Origin of the sequence: Okeania sp. SIO2F5 (assembly GCF_010692685.1) — a bacterium.
Taxonomy (GTDB): domain Bacteria; phylum Cyanobacteriota; class Cyanobacteriia; order Cyanobacteriales; family Microcoleaceae; genus Okeania; species Okeania hirsuta.
In genome coordinates this window covers 1-22,262 of sequence record NZ_JAAHGU010000119.1, presented here as the reverse complement: position 1 = coordinate 22,262, position 22,262 = coordinate 1, and the positions used below count along the sequence as shown (strand labels likewise).

At 34.6% G+C, this 22,262-nt stretch carries 15 protein-coding genes; 8 read left to right on the top strand and 7 right to left on the bottom strand.

Annotation, left to right across the window (positions count from 1 at the left end):
• Nucleotides 1–186 precede the first annotated feature (186 nt).
• The 4 genes from F6K27_RS25675 to F6K27_RS25660 form a co-directional block, all read right to left on the bottom strand.
• Entirely contained in the window at nucleotides 187–642 is a 456-nt protein-coding gene (locus tag F6K27_RS25675; RefSeq protein ID WP_287279016.1) for a Uma2 family endonuclease, read from the bottom strand.
• A 195-nt stretch (nucleotides 643–837) separates the two neighbouring features.
• Nucleotides 838–1,056 carry a nucleotidyltransferase domain-containing protein gene (locus F6K27_RS25670; RefSeq protein ID WP_287279015.1) on the bottom strand — a complete coding sequence of 73 codons (219 nt, stop codon included), beginning with the start codon at nucleotides 1,054–1,056 and terminating at the stop codon, nucleotides 838–840.
• A 75-nt stretch (nucleotides 1,057–1,131) separates the two neighbouring features.
• Entirely contained in the window at nucleotides 1,132–2,418 is a 1,287-nt protein-coding gene (locus F6K27_RS25665) for a tetratricopeptide repeat protein (protein WP_287279014.1), read from the bottom strand.
• Between the two features lie 14 nt (nucleotides 2,419–2,432).
• On the bottom strand, nucleotides 2,433–3,515 hold the full coding sequence (locus F6K27_RS25660) for a hypothetical protein (protein WP_375339711.1): 1,083 nt from the start codon (nucleotides 3,513–3,515) through the stop codon (nucleotides 2,433–2,435).
• Nucleotides 3,516–3,532: 17 nt separating this feature from the next.
• On the opposite strand from F6K27_RS25660, the gene F6K27_RS25655 reads away from it, so the two are divergent.
• Nucleotides 3,533–4,282 (top strand): Rpn family recombination-promoting nuclease/putative transposase, encoded by a 750-nt coding sequence (locus F6K27_RS25655; protein WP_353736071.1) that lies wholly within the window; start codon nucleotides 3,533–3,535, stop codon nucleotides 4,280–4,282.
• 279 nt (nucleotides 4,283–4,561) lie between these two features.
• Here F6K27_RS25655 and F6K27_RS25650 read toward each other — a convergent pair whose 3' ends face one another.
• A complete protein-coding gene (locus F6K27_RS25650) occupies nucleotides 4,562–5,431 on the bottom strand; it encodes an MBL fold metallo-hydrolase (RefSeq protein WP_287279013.1) in 870 nt (289 codons plus the stop codon).
• Between the two features lie 893 nt (nucleotides 5,432–6,324).
• On the opposite strand from F6K27_RS25650, the gene F6K27_RS25645 reads away from it, so the two are divergent.
• The 3 genes from F6K27_RS25645 (at nucleotide 6,325) to F6K27_RS25635 (ending at nucleotide 11,290) form a co-directional block, all read left to right on the top strand.
• Nucleotides 6,325–8,475, top strand: a complete 2,151-nt coding sequence (locus tag F6K27_RS25645) for a Tex family protein (RefSeq protein WP_287279012.1) — start codon at nucleotides 6,325–6,327, stop codon at nucleotides 8,473–8,475.
• Nucleotides 8,476–9,642: 1,167 nt separating this feature from the next.
• Complete coding sequence (locus tag F6K27_RS25640) at nucleotides 9,643–10,437, top strand: radical SAM protein (protein ID WP_287279011.1); 795 nt, start codon at nucleotides 9,643–9,645, stop codon at nucleotides 10,435–10,437.
• A 223-nt stretch (nucleotides 10,438–10,660) separates the two neighbouring features.
• Nucleotides 10,661–11,290, top strand: coding sequence for a 4Fe-4S single cluster domain-containing protein (locus F6K27_RS25635; RefSeq protein WP_287279010.1), 630 nt, complete (start codon nucleotides 10,661–10,663; stop codon nucleotides 11,288–11,290).
• A gap of 1,156 nt (nucleotides 11,291–12,446) precedes the next feature.
• Here the strand turns inward: F6K27_RS25635 and F6K27_RS25630 are convergent.
• Nucleotides 12,447–12,839 carry a hypothetical protein gene (locus F6K27_RS25630; RefSeq protein ID WP_287241037.1) on the bottom strand — a complete coding sequence of 131 codons (393 nt, stop codon included), beginning with the start codon at nucleotides 12,837–12,839 and terminating at the stop codon, nucleotides 12,447–12,449.
• A gap of 409 nt (nucleotides 12,840–13,248) precedes the next feature.
• On the bottom strand, nucleotides 13,249–14,628 hold the full coding sequence (gene mnmE, locus F6K27_RS25625) for a tRNA uridine-5-carboxymethylaminomethyl(34) synthesis GTPase MnmE (protein ID WP_287279009.1): 1,380 nt from the start codon (nucleotides 14,626–14,628) through the stop codon (nucleotides 13,249–13,251).
• Between the two features lie 355 nt (nucleotides 14,629–14,983).
• Here mnmE and F6K27_RS25620 point away from each other — a divergent pair, with 355 nt between their 5' ends.
• From F6K27_RS25620 to F6K27_RS25605, 4 genes are all read left to right on the top strand, one after another.
• Entirely contained in the window at nucleotides 14,984–15,148 is a 165-nt protein-coding gene (locus F6K27_RS25620; RefSeq protein ID WP_161564749.1) for a hypothetical protein, read from the top strand.
• 153 nt (nucleotides 15,149–15,301) lie between these two features.
• A complete protein-coding gene (locus F6K27_RS25615) occupies nucleotides 15,302–15,853 on the top strand; it encodes a DUF2062 domain-containing protein (protein ID WP_287279008.1) in 552 nt (183 codons plus the stop codon).
• Between the two features lie 681 nt (nucleotides 15,854–16,534).
• The gene (locus F6K27_RS25610) at nucleotides 16,535–18,748 is read left to right on the top strand and encodes a protein kinase family protein (protein WP_287279007.1); all 2,214 of its coding nucleotides are present in this window, start codon (nucleotides 16,535–16,537) and stop codon (nucleotides 18,746–18,748) included.
• 650 nt (nucleotides 18,749–19,398) lie between these two features.
• Nucleotides 19,399–21,612: a serine/threonine-protein kinase gene (locus F6K27_RS25605; protein ID WP_287279006.1), complete on the top strand. Its 2,214-nt coding sequence runs from the start codon at nucleotides 19,399–19,401 to the stop codon at nucleotides 21,610–21,612.
• The last annotated feature ends 650 nt before the right edge of the window (nucleotides 21,613–22,262 follow it).

Below are 22,262 nucleotides of genomic sequence, written 5' to 3'. Positions count from 1 at the left end.
ACTGCTCCATGGCCTCTGGAGTCAGCCAAAAAGTGAGACTCCCTCGCTGCTTTAAGGAGGCATCATACTCAGACCAGTTTTTGAGTCGATACAAGGACTTGGAGTTGGATTTAGACTTACTCTTACTCATATCTGCTGAGTGTAGTTTCGTGTACCATCTTGACTTCTTTATTTTTACCCTAAACATCATCTTTTGTGCAACAAAGCCGCTTCATACAATAAACGTTTTTCCCCTTTATCATCTGTCAAGGAAGCATCGACAACTTCTATAACTAGGGTTGGTGGCGGATAGATACCAAGATCGATAATAAAAGTTTCCCAAGGAATGACATCAGCATTTTCACCAATGTAATAGGAAGCATCGGGTTGAGCGGCGAGATATTCGGTTTTGTCATAAGCGCCATTATTGAGGCCATTGAAGGTGATGTTTTTCGCGATCGCAAAAAGATTTACTGCTGTAACAATAGATACGTGGTCTCTACCATGAGCGTTACTTGCTGCTGACATTTCGATTCTGAGTCTTCCGTTGTAGTAGTAAACTTTGGCTTTTTCGTAGAAGGGGTCTTCAATAATTTGGATGTATTCTTGCCAAGTTGCTGTTATCCAAGTGTCTATGGGTGGTTTTGCTTGGGTTTTGTTCATGGGTTTTGTGGGAAAAGTTGAAAAGGTGTATTTTTTATTATAGCCAAAACTGGCGATCGCCCTATCCTAGCAAATTCTACGACTGAAACTGACTGAATAACCAAGTGTAAATATGGTTATGGGCGAATGGCATTCTCCCTCTCGACTTATACGAGTTTCTAATTCATGTTTAATTTTGGCGATAGTTAATAATCCCTAACGAGCATTAGGTGCAAAACGAATCAAGATATCAATGTCGCTATCAGCATGAATTTTGTTGTTTAATACTGAGCAAAATAGAGCTAGATCAGTAATATTCCACCGTTGACAGAATTGAGCAATATCCTTTAGGGATATGCCTAAACGTTCTTCCAATTGAGAATTTAACTTTATAGACATATAAGTTTCAAATTGAGCTATAAGTTCTGATTTCATCAAAAAAAAACTTACAAAACAACCTCTTTTCGATTGCCATAATTCTCAAAGACAAAATCATAATTCTGGCTTAATTTAGCACTTATAAAAACTATCATGTTCAACTTCAAGGAATGGATCTGTAGGTTTATCTTTGCTATGATCTGTATAGACACTGGTAAAAATATTTTTTCTTGCTATATCATTTCTAACAAGTTTTCGATCTTTATCTTCTTGATAACAAATTGTATCAAAAAAATTACCTTGGTCACATTGCCCATCTTCAATTTTCGTTAAATATTTTTCCATAAGTTCTATATCTGATTGACTTACTGTACCCTGCTTACCTAGTATCTTAAGAGCTCTTTCAAACCGATTTTTAGCTGTTTCATAGTCGTTGAGAATATAGTAAGCAAAACCTGAATTTCTCAAGGCTTCATAAACTTCTCTTGTATTGGGATCTTCTGTCAATTGGTCATATCTCTTAATAGCTTCATCATATTTTCCTTCCAACGCCAAGGAGTTACCTATATAGTATTGAATTTGGTAATCCCGTGGTTCTATTTCTAAGGCTTCTTCCCATGAATTTCGTGCCGCTGGATAATTCTGATTTAAGAAATAGGCTTTACCTTTATCCAAGAGAACTATATAATTAGCCTCTTTGTCAGAAACCTGAAGTTTATTATATAATTCTACTGCTTTTTGATACCCATTTAGATTATCCCAATATTTATTGCCTAAGTTCGATGTTTGACTTGCATCTCGACTAACTAAAAAATGACCTAATTCCAGGACTGCAAAAAAATCTTTCCCTACAGATTCAATATTATCTCCTTCTCTATAGAGTTTAATTGCTTCTTCATAGCGCTCACTAGCAGGTAAACAATCTAGGGTTTCTGGAGTTTGTACAAAATCCTCAAAATCTTCCATGATTGCAGAGTAAAATTTAGATTGTGGGTCTTTTCTATTAAGCTCTTCAGCTACTGAAAAGTAACGCTTTATCTTTTTAATTACTTGATTCATATTTTTATATTTAGCTTCTTGACTAGATTTATCCCACAACACTAAAGAGGCTCGTCCAGCATTTTTATACTCTAAATTTAATGTAGAAATATTATCAGTTGAATCAATAACTTTTAGACAAGATTCATAGATAAGCTCTGCTTGATTTAGATCGCCAGTTAGTTCTTGATTACACAGTTTTTTATCTGATTCCCAAAAAGACACTAATTCCCAAAAATTCTCCCCTGTAAATCTTAATTGTATATAATCAGTAACTAAAAGGATTATTGATACTAAAATTGAGGGCAGAATCATTAATACTCCTAGAGGAATTGAGAATCTTCTTTTCTTTGGATTATTTGAAAGCTTTTCATTACTCATAGTCTTTAAGAAAATTATTTTTTATTAAGAAAATCTCTTCCCACTTCGTCTATAATAATTTTTATTGTTTTTCTCGGATCAATTTTTACATTCTTTAAGTAATTCCAGAATTTTTCTCGGAACCTTCTCTTTAGTTCTTCCTTAACTTCAGGTTCTAAACCAGGCAGTTTTTCAATAGCTAGTTCCTCACAAGCTTTTGCTAATGACATTCCAGAGGCTAGGGTAAATGAAAAAGCAGAAGCGCCTGTGAGAATTGAAGTTCCTGGAATTAGGTCTAATACTGCATCAGAAAGGAATGAATACATACCTCCTAAAGTTATTTCTGATATTGCTCGTAATATACTGCTATTCTGACCATATAAAAGCATAATTCGACTATACATATAGCTTAATGCTCCAATTATTCCAATAGGAGCAGTTAGGGGGAGAGGAACTGCTCCTACACCAAAGCTGGTATATGAAGCCTCACTAATGTATTTCCATGCCAGTTCTCTCTTAGATTCAATATCTACTACTTGAGCGAAAATAAAAGCATCTGAACGTTCTGAATTTGATAACACTTCTGTTGTTAAATTAACTAACTCTTTTATACCAAAAGGTTCGCAAATTTGCATTCCATTAGGTGAAATTAAGGGTTGGGCAGCAACTTCAGCAATTTTGTAAATCTTCTTACAAAGATTTTCTTTAATTAGCTTTTGGAGTTCTTCTTCAATTACTTTTTTGAGTTGCTCTTTCTGACTTGGTTGAGCAATATCACATTTGGAAAGAACAATAATTGCTGGAATATAATTGTTGTTAATTGCTTCAATAATGTCTATATCAGCTTGTGTTAATCTTGCTGATGAAGCACTTATTAAATACCAAATAAGATGAACTTGTTCTTTTTCGCCTTGGCGGCTTTTATCCTTCAAAAAATCAATTGTTTTTTTGACAAAATCTTCTTCTTTCCCTGCTTCATAACCTGGTGAATCGTACAAATTTATAGGTAAATCTATATCACGATCATAGTCATGAGGAGAGTACTTAGTATATTCAGTAGTTACTGCTCTACCAGCACCAGCTTTAGCTATGTCAAAGCCAAAAATCTTATTGATCAAAGAACTTTTCCCAACTCCTGTTAATCCAATTATGGCAATATAAAGATACCTATTTAGACATCAAAGCAGTTTTAGTAGACGGCTCAATTGTAGTTATTGAAATGCAAGTCGCTAGAATGGCTGGTTTCAATAAACGAGTAGCTTACAATCTGGCTAAAGCTTATGCCAATCAGTTAGAAACAGGGGAGGATTATCTGCTACTAAATCCAGCCATAGCCGTGACAATTACAGATTTTATTCTGTTTGAAAAAAAGGATAATTTTATCAATAAATTTGTCTTTAAGGAGGAGACTAAAAATTTTGAATGTCTCGACAAACAATTGCGATTAATTTTCTTAGAGTTGCCGAAATTTAAGAAAGGTTTATCTGAGTTAAACAGTTTGACTGATAAATGGATTTATTTTCTGAAAGAGGCTACCAGATTGGATAGTATCCCTGAAAATTTAGGAGAAGTTTCTGAAATAGAAAAGGCTTTAAATATTGCGAATAGAATTAATATGACGGTAGAAGAATTAGATATACTTGAGCGTCGAGCAATTGCAATGCAAGATGAAAGAGGACGGATAATTTATGCGGAAGAACAAGGAAAGCTGAATCAAGCGATCGCTATAGTTATGCGTTTACTAAAAAAGCGTTTTGGAGAAATTCCAGCGACAATAAATGATCGGGTTAAAGATTTACTTTTGTCAGATTTGGAAAGTTTAACTGAGGATATTTTGGATTTTAATAGTTTGGAGGATTTAGAAAGTTGGTTGCAGGAACGTTAGTTTTATTAATCAGATATACAGATAATTAATATGATTTTTGGCCAAACATTTATCATAAAAAAATAGTGCTTTGTAGATTGGGTTGAGGAACTCTATTAGGGCAGCTCATCCATAGAATAAACCCAACAGTAATTTGTTTAATCTCAATTTATATGAGTATTTTTGGGTTCGCTACAGCTTAACCCAACCTACAATTTTATCAATTTTTTAATTCCTTTTTTTGATAATTAACATAAATTCTAGCTACTTTATATCAATGGTAATAACTATTAAAAAAACTCATAATTTTTCCATCCAATTAATACACTTTTGTAACTGCTGTTCTATGGTTTCTGTATCAGCATGATATCGATGACCGTGACCAGGTAATACCCACTCAAAACTATAAGGTATAAGTTTACCCATAGATTTAATTTGTTCTGACCAAGAATACCAACAGTAGCGACGAAAAGCATAAAGTTGATTTAAAGGACTAGACCAAGCTAAATGGTCGCCAGTAAATAAAAATTTTCCATATAGCAAAACTGTATGACCTTTAGTGTGACCAGGTACAGGAATAATTAATAGATCGGGACTTAGGGAAAATGGTTCTGTACCAGTTAATTTTATTTCTACATCATTAGTATCTGAAGAAATATCATCTACATGAAGGATGCGATCGCAGTTAAAATGTTCTCTAAATTTTTGATGGTCTGCTACGTCATCTTGGTGGGTTAAATACATATATTTAATTCCTCCCATTTCTGCTAAACGCTTCACTAATGGAGGTAAAAATTGAGGTGAGTCAACTAAAATGTTTCCCTCTGGTCTGACAATAAAATAACTCGCTGCACCAAAAGATTTTTCTGAATGATATCCACAATGATAAACATTATCTGTTACTAAAATTGGCAAGGTTTGCTGAATTTTTTTAATCTCTTTTGGTGCTTCAATAGTACCGATAGAATTTGTTGGACAAGATAGTAAAGCTTGCATTGCTTCCTGTCTTTCTTTATCGTTTTTGGGTTGATGATAAACTGCTGACTTGTCTCCACTTCGATGAAAAACTGTAGGTGACATCCAGCGACAAGTATCACAGTCTATACAGGTACTATCAACGTATATATCGCCATTAATATTTTCAGTACGTCGCAATTTTATTTTAGCCATTTTTACCTATTTAAAAAAGCTTATTATGAATTATGATTAATTTTGTAAGCATTTAGCTATTAGCGGTCAGCGGTCAGCTTTTGATTTTTGCTTAACCTGTTAATAATAATACCATTTCTCAAAAGCTTTTCTACACTTTTTAAGTAGGGGAATAAGGGAGTGGGTAGGGACGTTGCATGCAACGTCCCTACAGGGAGAGACAAACATCAAAATAATTAGTATTAACTGGCTAATAATTAGGAAATAAGTTAGCAAAATGTATTGATTACTTGATAACTGAAGTTTCAGCCAAGTATAGCATTACTTTTGGGTATTGGTATAATCCCCCTGACAAAGACAATTATATTCTGTCTGTTGGAATACCCACAAGAAAAAATTTAGGAATTAGGGAGTAGGGAACAAGGGGAAAGAACGAAAAATATTCTCACTTCAACAGCTATATAATTTTTATTATGAATTGATATTAGCTTATGGCTGATAGCTGATAGTTTTGCCTGAATGCTTACTTAATTTTAACATTTTCCGACAGGAATTCAGATGTAAGAATTTGAATGTTCCTTCAAAGTAGAGAATACAGTAGTTATCATGTTCATATATATTCATTTTTTTCTTTTTTTCTGTTCCCTGTTCCCTGTTCCCTGTTCCCTGTTCCCTGTTCCCTTTTTCCTGTTCCCTGTTCCCTAAAATTCTCCAATATTTCACAAGTTAAATCATATTGCTATAAAAATAATTGATAATTGATAATTGATAATTGATAATTGATAATTACCTCTCCCTAAAAACGGATAGGATAGAATAAAAGGAAAATTTTTTCTTGTTTCTCCTCATTAGGAGAGTATTTTTACCTTAATTATTCGGTAAAATCAAAAAAAATATATTTATATAGATGATTTATGCTGGACATAAATAAAACTTTGGCTCAAGAATTAAATATCAATTCTAAAAGTATTAAAAATGCTTTGGATCTGTTAAATACAGGAGCAACTATTCCTTTTGTGGCTCGCTATCGGAAAGAATATACAAATTCTTTGGATGAAACTCAACTGCGAAATATTTGGGATAGATTTACTTATCTTCAGGAACTTGAAGAAAGAAAAAAGGTAATTTTAAAAGCAATTAATGATGCTGGCAAACTTACCGATGAATTACAGGAAAAAATTGATTTATGTCTGCAAAAAACAGAACTTGAAGACCTATATCTTCCCTATAAACCAAAACGACGGACTAGGGCGACTATTGCTAAGGAAAAAGGTTTAGAATCTTTGGCAGAATTTATTAAGTCTCTGAATAACCCTCAAGCAAAATCTACATCTATTGAGCAAGAAGCTGTTAAGTATATTGCTGAAAAAAAAGGAGTAAAAAATATAGAAGAGGCAATTCAAGGAGCATCTGATATTTTGGCGGAATCAGTGGCAGAAAAAGCTGAATTACGCTCTTATATCAGAGAATATTTTCTCAAATCTGGTTGTTTTAGTTCCGAAATTAAAGATGATTATCCTGAAGGTACGACTAAGTTTGAAATGTACCGGAATTTTCGGGTAAATGTTAAAGATATTGCTCCTCATAATATGTTGGCTTTGTTACGAGGAGAGAGTGAAAGAATATTAAATTTAGAGCTTGATTTTGACCGAGATTTTGTACTGTCTTACTTAGCAGATTCAGAAATTAAAACTAGAATTAAAGAAGTCAGAAGTTTTTATCAGGAAATGCTCAAAGATGCTTTGAATCGCTTGATGAAAAATTCTTTAATCAATGAAGTTCGAGGGCAAAAGAAAGCTGAGGCAGATATTGAGTCAATTAAAACTTTTGAAACTAATCTCAAAGAGTTATTATTATCTCCACCAGCAGGGATGAAACCTACTTTAGGAATTGACCCAGGATTTAGAACAGGTTGCAAAGTTGTTGTGTTAGATGAAACGGGGAAATTCTTAAAATATCAAGCAATATTTCCCCATAAATCTGTGGCAGAAAAACAACAAGCTTCTACAACTATGAAGCAATTAATTCAAAAGTACAAAATTGAACTTATTGCTATTGGTAATGGTACGGCAGGGAGAGAAACAGATGAATTTATGACTGAAGTAATTTCTACTTTAGATAAAAAACCAATAAAAGTCATAGTAAATGAATCTGGTGCTTCAATTTATTCTGCTTCTAAAGTAGCAATAGAAGAATTTCCCGACTTAGATATTACAGTGCGGGGAGCTATTAGTATTGGCAGACGTTTACAAGACCCTTTAGCAGAACTGGTAAAAATCGACCCGAAGTCTATAGGAGTCGGTCAATATCAACATGATGTAGACCAAAAATTATTGAAAAAAAAGTTAGATGAGACAGTGGAAAGTTGTGTAAATTATGTGGGAGTAGATTTGAATACTGCCTCAAAAGAACTACTAATTTTTGTTTCTGGTATGAGTTCGACAGTCGCTAAAAATCTAGTTAAATATCGAAATGAAAATGGAGCTTTTAAGAATCGTCAAGAAATTTTGAAAGTATCAAAATTGGGAGGGAAAACTTTTGAACTTTGTGCTGGTTTCTTAAGAATTCGGAGCGGTGAAAATCCTTTAGATAATACAGCAGTACATCCAGAAAGTTATTCAGTTGTAGAAAATATAGCTCAAGATTTAGTTGTATCTATAAATCAGATTAATCAAATCTCAAATAGAGTAAAATCTCTGGATTTAAAAAAGTATGTAACTGATAAAATTGGCGAACCAACACTCAAAGATATTATCAGTGAATTAGAAAAACCAGGACGCGACCCTAGAGCAGAATTTAAGTATGCAACTTTTCGAGAAGGCATTAAAGAAATTAAAGATTTAGAAGTAGGAATGGAGTTGGAAGGAATAGTAACAAATGTCGCTAATTTTGGTGCTTTTGTTGATGTGGGAGTACATCAAGATGGGTTAGTACATATCTCTCAGTTGGCAGATTATTTTGTTAAAGATCCAAAGCAAGTTGTGAAAGTTGGGCAAGTGGTAAAAGTAAGAGTTTTGGAAATAAATGAAAAGTTGAAACGAATTGGTTTATCGATGCGAAAGTAATATCATGTCCGTTTGAATACTTATAAATAAATGATAGAAGAGTCAGGAGTCAACCCACCCCTAACCCCTCCGGTGGAGGGGAAGTCAGGAGTCAGGAGAGAAGAAAGAAGCAAGAATAAAAAAGCAAGAAAGAAGAAGAAAGAATAAAGAGGAGGAAAAATAGAATTTTTTTTTATCACTAATTATCCGGACATGATATAAGTTCAAAATTCATATTATGGCAGGGAACAGGGAACAAAGAACAGAGAACAGGAACAGTGGGAAAAGCTTTTTCTCTGTCTCAGGTTCATCATCAACATAAGTTAAACACCAACTCGTTCCTTGCGATAGACCAATTAAAAAAAAATGTTACGAATAATAATGGCAGTGGTGGTGGATTGTAATTATTTTTGTTACCAGACAAATAGTGGGAGCATCTTGCTCCCATAATCTTGTTCAATTATAAAAAATAAAATCAATTATCACACAGAAGTTACTAATTCTTTCCCCTATATGTTGTCAGTTTATTAATTTATGTAAAAAAACAGAATATTTGTATACCGCAATACTTTAAAAAACATCTACTTATATCTATCCTCTTAATAAAGACATTATAAGTAGGTGAGCATAAATAAAGGCAATATTAAGGAGGGGGTTTTTAGAACTAGATCGCGCTTAAGTCAAAGCTTTCGGTTAAACCCGCCACTACAATTTTTTTACGTTTAATTAGACCTACCTACTTATGCAGATTTTATGATTCGTTAGAATAGAAAAAATATACTATCTCCTGATTAATTGAAATCCAGTACTGATGTATAAAATTAGAGATAAAAAACTGAAATATAGACTTGTGAATTTGAAAAAAATTATTGATATAGCGTTTTGATATGGGGTATGGAGACCAAGTGCTATGAAAAAGGTATGGAGGGAATAGTAAAGGAGGGAAAACAGCATTAAATAGCAGCAAAAACAAGAATATAAGGTAATAGAGCGGCGCACTTTTTTTATTAGAAAAAAACTTAATCTATATTTACATCTCAAATAAACACACTATAGATAATAAATAGACTTCTTGCAAAAGTTTTAATTAAATTAATTCAAGATATGAAATCAATAATTCCCTATTCCCTATTCCCTATTCCCTGACTTGTGCAAGAAGTCTAATGTGAGAAATAAAAATTAAATCAAATGATGACAAAATTAACTGATGAATTTATACCAGTCTATGGACCAGTAAAATCTTGGCGATATGGTCAGTCTCTAGGAATAGATCCCATAGGCAAAATTTCTACCTGTTCCTTCAATTGTGTTTACTGTCAATTAGGAGAAATAGAACAAAAAATAAGCGATCGCTCAGTCTATGTCTCTACCACAGAAATATTATTAAATCTGCAAAAATTTGTGCCGTGGGATGTGGATATTATTACTCTGAGTGGCAGTGGAGAACCGACATTAGCTCTGAATTTAAAAGAGATTCTACAAGAAACGAAAAAATTAACAAACAAACCCATATTAGTATTAACAAATGGCACAACTTTAACTAATCCAGAAGTTAAATTAGCCTTAGCTTTAGCAGATCGAGTATCAATCAAAATAGACGCAGTAACTTCCAAACAACTACAAGGAATTAATCGACCCGCAAAAATATTAAATCTGTCAGATATCTGGCAAAATATCAAATATTTTCGAGATAAATATCAAGGTAAATTAGCAATCCAAACAATGATTTTATCTCTATGGAATACTCAAAGCAAAGTCGAATATATCAACTTGGTAAAATATCTCAAACCAGATGAAATTCAACTTAACACCCCCACTCGACCTAAACCCATAAAACGTCAATTAGATGGCAGAGGAAATCATACAGAAGATCGTCCTTATGCAGTACAAAAATTAAAGTGTATTAGCCTAGAAAAGTTACAAAATTTGGCAGAAGAAATTTACAAAAATACTAACATTCCTGTTCGTTATAAACAGAAATAACATCCTGGTTGTTTGATGATAAAAAAACAAGGTAAGCATTTCCTGCGGAATGCTGTGCAAACAGCTTTTTAATGAATGAAGCAAGCACTTGCTTAACTTCTACTACATTTTTAAACAAAGAATTGAAGCACAAGAGCAACGAGCTTAAATTGTCCACTAAAAGTAATAAAGCTGATAGCTGATAGCTGACCGCTGAATGCTTACAAAACAAGTAAATAGAAATATGAGTAACTTAATAGCCAAATCATCAACAATAACACCAGTAGAAATTTCATCAGAATATCTCAATATTATGGGCTATATTGATGAATCTGAAGTAAACGGACCTGGTTGTCGTGCTGTAGTATGGGTACAAGGTTGTAAACGTGGATGTGCTGGATGTTTTAATCCTGATTCTTGGTCTTTTGATATTAACCAATTAATCAGCGTTGAAGAACTAGCAAATAAAATATTAAATAATCCTCGGAACACAGGAGTTACCTTTTCTGGAGGGGAGCCATTTTTACAAGCATCAGCACTGACAGAATTAGCAAAAATCTTAAAAGCTGGTGGTTTAAATGTAATGTCTTTTAGTGGATTTACTTTACAAGAATTACAATCAAAAAATGCTCCAGTAGCTGCTCAAGAATTATTATCTCAGTTAGATATTTTAATTGACGGACCATTTATAGAAACCTTAGCTATTCACTCTCCTAATTCTCTAGTTTCTTCTAGTAATCAACGAGTTAGAGTATTTAATCCAGAATTGAAAAATCAATTAAATTGGGCAAGCGATCGCCTAGAAATTCATGTGCTTAAAGATGGCAGTCGGATATTTACTGGTTATTGGGGACAGTTAGGTTTGGGCGAGTAAAATAAATATTAGACCGCGTAGGGTGCGAAGCATTTTACGTAATGCACTATTCCACAGCAAAAAGGCGTGACAGTAAAACCAACTATTTCATCAATATTTAAAATTAGGCAAATACAAATGTAGATACTATATAATCCGCGCTTAGTAAGGTTTCCTGATTAATGTAGAATAAAACTTTTAAAAATTAGTTTTGCTCAAAATAAAGTATTCCTAGGTGCGGACAATTTTCCCGAAAAAGCATCAGCTTCCAATGTTAATTAATATCAATTTCAAGATATTTTATTTGACTTCAGCATCAATGTTCTAGCTTTTCTATCTTTGCCTTTAACAACTAATACCAATTACTCAAAATAATTCTATACTTCTTAAAAACTTTAGTTATTAAGTAATAATAATAGTTAATTAATGTTTTGAGCAATTATTTGTATGAAATCAAGGTATACTGTTCGTTATTTACCGAAAAATTGTGGGTATGCGCCTCCCTTTTTAAAGAGATAAAAAGCGGTCGTTAGCGTAGCTTCCCGTATGGTGGGATGGGGTTTTGCTCCGCAACATGTAAACCGAAGCTGCTCTGTCACTCTTCGGGTCTCCTCGCCATATCCAATCGACCAAGAGAAAAGAGACTGTTCCTTATGTAAATCCTCTAGCTTTCCTACGGAATGCTGCGCAAACAGCTAGAGGTACTGATAACTGTTAGCGAAGCTCCGACCATAGGAGGCTAACTGATAATTGATAACTGAAATGACCTACTCCCTATTCTCTACTCTCAAGAAAATGTAGCAAAAATGGGTCAGATAAGGTATAATGTTCATTATTTACCTACTCCCTACTCCTTACTCCCTATTCTCTACTCTGAGAATGGGAAGAAATTATAGCAATGTGCGCTGGCATATTTACAAATTACAGGAGATGTCCAATAGCTAAAAGTCTTATATTATCAGCCTTTTATTCCCCCTGTTGCCTGTTGCCTGTTGCCTGTTGCCTGCGCACAGCGCTATATTAGTCAGAAACAAAAAATATAGCAATTATTATCAAGTCTTGAAACTATACCATTGTGCAATAAATTACCTCAACGATCGAGTTTCAAAACCTAAATTAGACTGCTATATTTTAAATTGAGAATCTATAAACTATATAACCTAGTAAAACAAAGAAATTATCTCTTCTTCTTAATGTTACGAGCCATGCTTGTAAAATCTATTTCAGAGTTAGAATTACTAATGCTACGAGGCTTTACAGTAGTAGGGGTAGTAGGGGTAGTTGAACTAGAAGAAATAGATGCGCTAGAAGCATAGGAAGCAGTTTTAGTTTCTCCTATAGTTTCTTTCACTTGCATAGAAGAAGCACTCTTTTCTGTCTCTCCTTCTATTAAATTAATCTTACCTGCTGCTTTGGGATAGCTCCTCTTAACTGCAATAGATTTCCGCATAAAGTTTACATCACCAAGACTACTTGCACTATCTGCATCTAGAAAAAAAGCTTCCTTTGGTTGGTTATCGTCCTTATTACTGCCAAATAGTCCAAAAAATGCTCCGATAAATCCACTCATCTGTTTTTACCTTTTGTATTATGTTGATATTGTTATGTTATGTAAAAGTTTATCATAAATTATCACAAATATTCACAAATTTTCTCATAATTTTTTCTATCTTCCAATAATAGTCATAAGTCAATAATCAGGAGTCATAAGTCAGGAGCTAGCGCCGCTACCCGGAAGTCAAAAGTCGGGCATCAAGTGCGTAATTTTGAGGTTTCCTCAGAATGTAAGACGCACTCAAAACAGTTAAAAGTATTGATTTGTAAGGCTTTTAGGAGTTTTGTAACTGATTAGTTATTTCTGCCATCCTGCACTAGGAAGATGCACCCGATGTCTAATAGATAATGATGACCTAAATATCCAAATATTGAGATGACAGACAAAATAAAAAAAATAGAGTAGATAGTAAAACTCTGAAAAATTATTTCCCGATACAAAAGCGACTAAAAATTTTATTTAAAACAGACTCTGTTACATCCTCTCCTGTAACCTCTCCTAAAGCATAAATTGCTCCCCTTAAATCTATAGTCCAAAAATCTAGAGGTAAATTATTTTTAATTGTATTTAAACATTGTTCCAAAGCCACTTTTGCCCTAGTTAAAGCTGCTGCTTGCCTTTGATTAATAGCCAAATCTAGATTTTCTGCCTGCAAATCACCCAAATTTACAGAATTAATAATTGCTGCTTCGAGTTGCTCAATTCCTTGATTATTAATCACTGCTGTAGTCACAACATTCTTAATAGTTTCTGGATAAAAAATCGACTTAATAAATTCCGGCTGAACCAGGTCAACCTTATTAATTATCAAAATTAAAGAACGATGTTTTACCTGTTGATAAATAACTTCATCTAACTCCATCCAACCAGCACTAGCGTCAATAGTCAATAAAACAAGGTCAGCAGACTCAGCAGCTCGACGCGACCGCTCTACCCCCATTTTTTCCACCTGGTCTTCAGTTTCTCGAATACCCGCCGTATCCAAAACCTGCACCGGGATACCACCTACTACTAACTGAGACTCTACCACATCCCTCGTAGTGCCAGGAAGATTAGTCACAATAGCGCGATCGCTACGACTCCAGGCATTTAATAGACTCGACTTACCCACATTCGGACGTCCGATAATAGCCACCTTCAAACCACTTCGTAATAACTCACCCCTACTTGCAGTTGCCAGTATTTGTGATAAATTTACCAAAATATTATTAACTTCTTGAGCAATTGTAGACTCATCCAAAGGTGGTAAATCTTCCTCAAAATCAATACGAGCCTCTATCTCTGCTAATATATCAATACAGTTAGCCCTTAACTGACGAATTGGACTAGCTAACTTACCTTGTAAACCAGCCAAAGCAACTTGAGCAGCTACAGGAGATTGAGACCCCACAAGATCGGCAATACTTTCCGCCTGAGTCAGATCCAGTCGTCCATTTAAAAAAGCTCGTAAAGTAAACTCCCCTGGTTGAGCTAGTCGTGCCCCCGCCTCAATACATAACTGTAATACTTGTTGTATAGGGATAATTCCACCATGACAGTGAAACTCAACTATATCCTCACGAGTATAAGAACGAGGAGTCTTCATAATTAATAATAAAGCTTCATCTACTAACTGTCCAGTTTGGGGATGGCGAATATAACCATAGAGAATGCGGTGAGTCTCCCAAACCTGCTTCCCTGGTGCATGAAATAAGGTTTTGGCAATTTTCATTGCCTCAGAACCAGATATTCTGACTATGCCCACACTTCCTTGTTGGGGGATAATAGCGGTAGCGATCGCTGCAATAGTATTTCCAGTAGTCATTGACACTCCCCCGTCTATCTTTTGCGATTCATGTTTGTAGAGCATTCGGTAGGAAATTACCTATTTTCACCTTGGGGAGTCTATGTATCCCTGCTCTAAAAATATGTGGTTTTATAGTAGACTAAACCTACTTTTTGATCATTCTGACATATTTCTGTTTTTGATACAAGTAAATTACTTACAGCACTTTTTAGACAGCGTGAGGTAAAGTTTTAAGGTTAATCTTTTTTCCCTACTGCCTACTCCCTAAAGTCCTAAAATTTTGTACCTTATCAACTTCAAAACTGCTGTGATTTTTGCCCTGATCATATCAAATCCGGTAGCATTGATGTAAAGAGGGTGGAGAGATGGGGAGATGGGGAGATGGGGACCCACACTTAACCCCTCCCATGAGGGAGAGAGTGAGAAAGATTTGGCAATGGCGCTGAGGATGGAACATTTTTTTATACCGAACCCGAGCAGATTTGATAATCAATTACCAGTTTTTGGCATAGTTATGCAGAAAATCAATATCCTGTAAAAAGATCGTCAGAAATAGAGATAATAGTTTCAGACTTTATTATCTATTTGAGGATTTTTCCCAATCATTTAGACTAACTATAATATTGAAGAAAGAAGAAGATAAACTCCATAAAAATCATAGTCATCAAAAATCAATTTACTTATATATTTTATGTTCAAAAATATCTCAAATATTTCACAAATTCCCCAGCAACTACTACCTAAGCAAGTCACAACAAAATATCCATCTCGTAGACATACACAAACAAAGTGGAATAGATACGGGCGATATTTATACTGGCGCTTCATTCGGATGCGGGGAACTCCAGAATATATTGCTAGAGGTTTAGCAATGGGGGTCTTTGCCGGATTATTTCCAATTTTTGGTCTTCAAACCATAGTGGGTATAGTACTAGCAACTTTGTTCCGAGGTCATAAAGTTGCTGCGGCTGCTGGTACTTGGGTGAGTAATCCCTTGACTTATGTGCCAATTTATGCAATTAACTTTCAAGTTGGTCAATTATTACTCAACTCTCAAGAGGAGTTTATGGCTGAAAGTATTATTTCATTTCAAGAGTTAATGAAATATGGGAGTAAGTTTGTAGCAGCCCTATTTTTAGGTTGTTTAGTAATGGGTCTAATTTGTGGGACATTGAGTTATTTTGTCGGGTTAAAATTGATTCATTTATGCCGTCGCCAGCGCCTCAAAAAAATGAGCAATTGATTGAGATGAAATAAATTTTTTTGAAGTTTATATAATTATTTAATTCTGACAATACAATCCGATCATTTTTGATGACTATAGTATCGTCAGCTATGATAAATAATCAGAAATAATGAATTGATATGATGTTACTAAGAGAGTAGCATTACCAAACTAAATCTTTTTACAGTCAAACTATATAAAGCTTTTCATGTTGACTTTACTTACTTACTCAAACAAACCTTGAATAGACAGGCAGAGAAAAATTAAAAATCTAATAGCTGAAACCTAATTGCTACTAATTGCTATATGTTGCCAGAAAATAGCCTATGAAAAAATAGGAAAAAAGGCTTAACTTTGATCGTGATTGTAGCAGGAGTAGTTGATAAAATTCCTCCTAAAACCTGAAACCTAGAACCTGAAACCTAAAACCTAAAACTTGCCTCCTAGAACCTGACTCCTGACTACTAATTCTTTAATGTAATTATCTTTTTCAAATTTTATATATAGCAGTCGAAGGAAAGGTTAGGACATATAAAAAGCTTAAAACTCAGACAAGACCAGATTTCTCCTTCTGTCATAGATAACTAATCGCCTACCTACTTAAACGCCTTTTTCCTTCTTTCTTCTGTCCTAGATAACTAAACATCTTCTTTCTTCTTCCTTCTGCCATAACACACATTTGTAATAGGGTAAAAATAGATGATAATTGACCAAATTGTAGATCAACGCTATCGTTTGATCAAACCTATAAATTCAAGTATCTTAGGACAAACATATCTGGCTACAGATACCCACCGTCCAAAATCTCCTCAATGCCTAGTCAGAGAAATTAGACTAAGCAATTTTAAGAAAGAAAATCGAGAAGTTATATTATCATTATTTCAAGAAAAAGCAGAAAAGATTTATCGTTTGAGTCAACACAATGGTTTACTTAACTTATTAGCTTATTCTGAAGAAAACAATAATATCTACTTAGTTGAAGACTATATAGTAGGTTTATCTCTAAATCAAGAATTAGCTATAGTTAAGTTTTTACCGGAAGTAGAAGTAATCAAAATATTAAAGGATGTACTAGAAATTTTAGCCTTTATTCATGGTCATGGGGAAACTCATGGAAAAATAACACCAGCAAATTTAATCAGGCGAGAATTAGATGGAAAATTAGTCTTAATAAACTTTTGGTTAGAAAGAAAAATCACAAGGATTTTAGAAGAAAACGAGGAATTATTAATCTCAAAAAATGGTAGCAAAAATAACTCTGATAGTTTACTTTATATACCATTAGAAGAAAGTCAAAAAGAGCTAGATAAAAATAGCGATATTTATGCTCTAGGAATAATTGCTATTCAAGCACTAACAGGATTATCTACTCAAGATTTACTCAAGCAAAAGCAGACTAACAAGACTCTAGGACTAGAAATACCTTGGCAAAATCTACAAGTATGCTCTCTAAGTCTATCAAATATCATTGACAAAATGGTAAACACTCAAGGTAAACAACATTATGACTCAGCTTCAGAAGCGCTTACAGAATTAAAAAACATAGTAATATTTACCAAGAAAAACATTCTCTCAAAACTAGAAACAATAATTACAGTGCCTCAAGAAATAGATACTCCCACACCACCACCTCAACTCAGAAACAACACAAAAATTAGACTTATTGCAGGTTTAATAGTGATAACCATAGCAGGAGTAGCGATCGCCTATTTCTGGCATTGGCAGTTTATATTCAAAGCACAAGCACTCTATAAACAAAGTCGAGAATTAGCTAAACAAGGAGAGCAACAAGCAGCGATCGCTAACTATACTCAAGCACTGCAATTAAACCCACAAAATGCAGCCATCTATTATCAAAGAGGCAACTCTTATTATTCCCAAAGAGCTTATGAAAAAGCAATTAAAGACTATACAGCAGCTATTACAATCAAAGAAAATTATCACACTTATTATCAACGTGCCTTAACTTATTATGAATTAGGCGACAATGAAAAAGCGATTACCGATTTAACACAAACATTAAGAATTTATCCCAAGTATACTCAAGCTTATCAAAAACGAGGACGAATTTATGACAAAATTGGGGATTACAAAAATGCGATTCAAGATTATAGTCAATCAATTAAACTTAATCCTCAACATAGCGATGCTTATCTTCATCGAGGAATAGCTAGAGCAGCGATCGGAGACCAAGCAGGTGCAATAAGTGACTACACTCAAACCATAAAACTTAACCCCAGCAATGCACAAGCTTACGAAAGTCGAGGTATAGCTCAGTTTGAAATCGCAGATTATCAAAGTGCAATAACAGACTACGACCGGGTACTAGAATTAAAACCAGATTATTCCGATACCTATACAAAAAGATGTAGTGCTTATCTAAAGCTAGCAAATTATCGAGCAGCAATTAAAGATTGTCACCAAGCAATAGAAATAAACTCTCAAGATTCTCTAGCATACCATAATCAATGTATTGCGTACTTGAATTTAGGAAAATATCAAAAAGCAGCAGAAAACTGTAGCATAACTATTGAGATGAATCCTAAAAATGCTGAAGCATACAAAAACAGAGGTAGAGTGCGGTCTGCTAGTGGTGATTTGTCTGGTGCTATAGAAGACTTGAACACAACAATCAAAATAAATCCTGACAATTCTTTTGCCTACAGCGATCGAGGTATAATTTTCTTAGATATAGGAAACTATCATCAAGCTATTGAAGACTTTGACCAGGCAATAAAAATAAATCCGAGTAATGCCATAGCTTATTATAATCGAGGTATTATTCTTTCTGAGCTACAAGAGATACAAGCAGCAATAGCAGACCTTCGCCAAAGTGCCAATCTCTTTTTAGAGCAAGGCAGAACAAAAAATTATCAAAACTCACAAAATATGCTCGAAAAACTACTCCAATAATCAACTGCTTCAACAACCAAATTTTGCTACTTCAAAACCTGTAATATTTGTTTTCCTTGATTCAGTCTACTGACAAAATATTAAAATTTACCTACCACCTAATGCTAGTTCGATCAATGTTTGATAGAAATAGTTATACTTTTTCTAGTAGTTATGATTCTCAAATCAGAATAAATATAGCAGGGAACAGGGAACAGTGGGACAAACATTTCCCCTGATTCGGATCATCATCCGCATAAGTCCTAACCTACCTGTCTATTCCTATATCTTAAATATTACTTATTAAGGTGAATATCCCTTACATCAAACCTCGTCTTTAAGGACAGAGTTTCAAAGAGATATCTAATGCAAAATCTTTTTAATTCCCCTGATTATTCATAAAATTATTTTTTAAAATTTGTATTATACCAATTTTATAAATCTTTGCTACAAATAGCTAGGTTATTTCTGAGGAGTTAAACCACCCCTAGCCCCTCCCAGGAGGGGAAGTCAGGAATCATAACGAATAGCTTTAATACCATTTATTAAGTCGTAAGTTATCTTTTTAGTCAAAGGGACATCTCTTGCATTTGTCTTTTGATTGCCCTTATTATTTGTAACATTCTTTTTTCAAAATGGTATAACACCTAAAACCTACCACCTACCACCTTATGAGTAACACGAACATGATTGGTCAACTTCTAGATGGACGTTACCGCGTCGTTCAAATCCTGAGTGCTGGTGCATTTGGACAAACCTATCTGGCAGCGGATACTCGTCGCCCTGGGCATCCTCAATGTGTGGTCAAACAACTACGCGCTCCTGGCAATAGTTATACAATAGTTAGAACTGCTCACCGTTTATTTAAACAAGAAGCAGAAATATTAGAAAAATTAGGTAGGCACGAGCAGATTCCTTTACTACTAGCTTATTTTGAAGAAAATAACCAATTTTATTTAGTTGAAGAATTTATCCCTGGAAAACCATTAAATAAAGAAATTATACCCGGTAAACCTTGGCAAGAAAAACAAGTAATCAAACTGTTGTTAGAAATTTTAGAAATTTTGGTATTTGTACATGAAAATGGCGTAATTCATCGGGATGTTAACCCATCTAATTTAATTAGACATCAAACAAATAAAAAATTAGTTTTAATTGATTTTGGTTCTGTCAAAGAAGTTAGTCATAAAATTGCAGCAGAAAATGGAGAGGTACAACGAACAATAGCGACAGGTACTCCTTCCTATATGCCCATCGAACAATTTCAAGGAATTCCTCAATTTAATAGCGATTTGTATGCAGTGGGCATGATTGGTATTCAAGCTCTGACAGGTATTCCCGGTAGCGAACTCCCTAAACTACAAGACCTTCGTCCATCAAATCCTAGTGGTATTCTCTGGCGAAATCGAACCCAATGTTCCTCAAATCTAGCTAATATTGTCGATCGAATGGTACATTACCATTACACAAAACGTTACCAGTCTGTAGAAGAAGTTGTGAAAGCGCTACAGAAAATTAGCAGTCGCCCTCAAAAATTGACAAAACAACTACCCAAAACTAAAAACAATCGAAATTATCAAACTAAAACAAGCTCACGGAGAGTGAAATCTCATCCTTTATGGTTTGTTTTGTTTGGTTTTGCCAGCGTGGGGGTCATTGCAGTGCTGATTGGGTTAGTGTATTTCTTGAATCGCCCAAACCCGGTCAAAGCAGAGAGGATATTTGAGAAAGGGATAGAAAATGCGAACAATGGTAATCAACAAGCAGCAATTGCCGCTTATGACAAAGCAATTCAACTAAATCCCAATGAAGAAGAATATTACTATAAACGTGGCAACGCTTACTATAACTTAGAAAATTACCAAAAAGCTATTGCTAACTATAGCAAGGTAATTAATTTGAACCCTAGCCATGTTAATGCCCATTTTAACAGAGGGACAGCTCGTTATGATACCCAAGATTATGCCGGAGCAATTAATGATTTCACTCAAGTATTGCGCCTCAAACCTCAAGATGCGGAAGCTTTTTATAAAAGAGGATTAGTTCACTACAGCTCTCAAAACTATCCCGCTGCTATTCAAGACCACACTCAAGCTATTCGACTGCAACCCAATAATATAGATGCTTACCATGGTCGAGGATTAGCTCGTGCTGCTAATAATGATTTACAAGGAGCAATCACAGATTATACTGAGATGGTTAGACTTGAACCCCAAAAGATAGATGGTTATTATAGTAGAGGCAGAGCGCGCTTTTTTATGGGAGATTATCAAGGATCTTTAGATGATTATAATAAAGTTATTGAAATAGACCCTGAAAATGAAGAAGCTTATGCTAATCGTTGCAGCACATATTTGAATTTAGCAACTTATGAAAAAGCTATATCTGATTGCACTAAAGCAATTACAATTAACCCTGAAAATGAAGTTGCTTATAATAATCGATGTATTGCTTACCTCAATATTAAAGAGTATGAAAAATCTATATCTGATTGTACAAAAACAATTGAAATTGCTCCCAAAAGTCCGTCAGCTTATACAAATAGAGGATTAGCTTACGCTTCGGCAAATCAACTGGAAAAGGCAATAGAAGATTATACTCAAGCAATAGCTATTAGTCCGAATAATGCAGAAGCTTATGCAAATCGTGCTAGTGTTTATTCTGAACAAGAAAATTATGAGCAAGCGATCGCTGACTATGTTCAAGCAATTCGACTTAACCCTGAATATGCTGATGCTTACTATAGTAGAGGATTGGTTAGAGTTAATCTTGGGGATAGAAAAGGAGCAATTAGTGATTTTGAAAAAGCAGCCAAACTTTATTTAGAGCAAGGTCGAACAGGAGGTTATAGAGATGCCCAATATCAAATTGAGCAATTGAATTAAATGGGGAAATGGAGAGATGGGGAGATGAGCATTTTTCTACCTGCTTGGTGCGCATTCCCTTGCGTCTGGCGTGCCCCGCGGGATCTGACCGCTTTCTAAGTCGATTGGATATGCCGAGGAGACGCGCTCTTGAGAGAGCCGCTACCTCTTACAGAGCTGCTTTCCTATGGTCATGCTGCGCAAACGCTAACGCTAACGCCATCCCACCCTACGGAAAGCTCGAATATCGACCGCTTGCGCCGTACGACAGTGAGTGCAGTAATTTACACCTACCACCTACCACCTAAAAACTTTAACGTTCGCGGAACCCATAAGGGAGTTCTATCGTGCCGTGCTATTAAACGGACATAATATTAGTGTTTGATATCAAATCCGTTTAATTGGACATAAAAAAAATCTCGAATCGTCATAACTACGCTCATCTTTGTGATTCTCTCTCCTCCTGACTGCTGAGGACTGACTCCTGACTCCTAAAGACTTAACCAATCTATAACTGTTTAACCGGATTTAATATGACATAGATTAGACATCTGGGAAAAATAAATAAATTGTGATAGAGTCATATAAAATGTAATTTTTTATGGCTAATTATGACCAGTATGCTTGACTACATTCGTATGGCATCCACAAGAATCAGAACGTTTATTAGG